Origin of the sequence: Alteromonas sp. ALT199, assembly GCF_018619335.1 — a bacterium.
GTDB lineage: Bacteria > Pseudomonadota > Gammaproteobacteria > Enterobacterales > Alteromonadaceae > Alteromonas.
The window spans coordinates 1-1,061 of sequence record NZ_JAHHDX010000052.1; the positions used below are offsets into that span (position 1 = coordinate 1).

Annotated in this window: 1 rRNA gene; it reads left to right on the top strand. The window is 42.4% G+C overall.

Annotation, left to right across the window (positions count from 1 at the left end):
* Positions 1 to 136 precede the first annotated feature (136 nt).
* Positions 137 to 252: ribosomal RNA gene (gene rrf, locus KL866_RS05720) — 5S ribosomal RNA — on the top strand.
* Positions 253 to 1,061: the final 809 nt, after the last annotated feature.

The window sequence follows — 1,061 nt, forward strand, 5'->3', positions numbered from 1 at the left end:
CTTAACCATACAACGCCCAAGAAGCTTTAGGCTTTTGAAGTGTTGTAGACAAGCTAAAGTAAGCAAGTAAGAGTAAAAAGTAGTTACTCACTGATTGAATTAATATCAAACTTTCCCAAATTGTTACTAGTTTTTTCCTGGCAGCCATAGCGATACGGTACCACCTGATTCCATTCCGAACTCAGAAGTGAAACGTATTAGCGCCGATGGTAGTGTGGGGTTTCCCCATGTGAGAGTAGGACACTGCCAGGTCCCATTAAGAAAAACCCGCCTAACGGCGGGTTTTTTGCTTTCTGCAGCAAAGAAAAAGTAATGGGGTCAGAGTACATTAGTCTCCATCTCCCAAGCTAAACATCAAATTGAGGGTAGATTACTTCAACGCGTTAGCAGTAACGCCGTTTTTCTATAAGCATAATCTATCTTTTAAGTTCCTGAATAACCGAGAAATGCACTCTGACCCTTAAGTATCCTCACGAGTTTAATTTCATGTGCCTGCGGCCCAGGCAGCGTCAACTATGGAGCTGTAGCAATAAAGTAATGGGGTCAGAGTCTGAGGGATCCCCACGAATTTAATTTCATGTGCCTCCGGCCCAAGCAGCATCAATTATGGAGCTGTACCATTTGAGTGCAGCTTTCCCTAGCGGTATTTCACTTTACAACTGCGGGTTTGAAAGCAAACTGTCGGCACGTTAAATCCTATGTTTTTCTAATTTCATGACCTATACCCGTTACGATTGCCGCGCTCCCATTAAGCAGGCTTTTGACGCACGCAGTTACGGCATTTAGCTGAGTTTTATAGATGTTGTAGCTGATAAGCGAAACGACTTTGTTCACGATAGTTCGAGCATTAATAGCTGTTTGATCTCGGTGATTTTTGGCGATTGTTCTGATCACCAAACATCATGATTGTTCCTATCTGTTTTGTCTCACTGATAACGCTATACTATTGGTGGGTATACTTCAGAGTCAGCGTGCTTTTTGAGAAGACTATTTTAACAGCGTGGGGAGCCGCATTAGTTTTATGGTTTTCACATTGAAAATGTACTCTGACCCCAAAATTT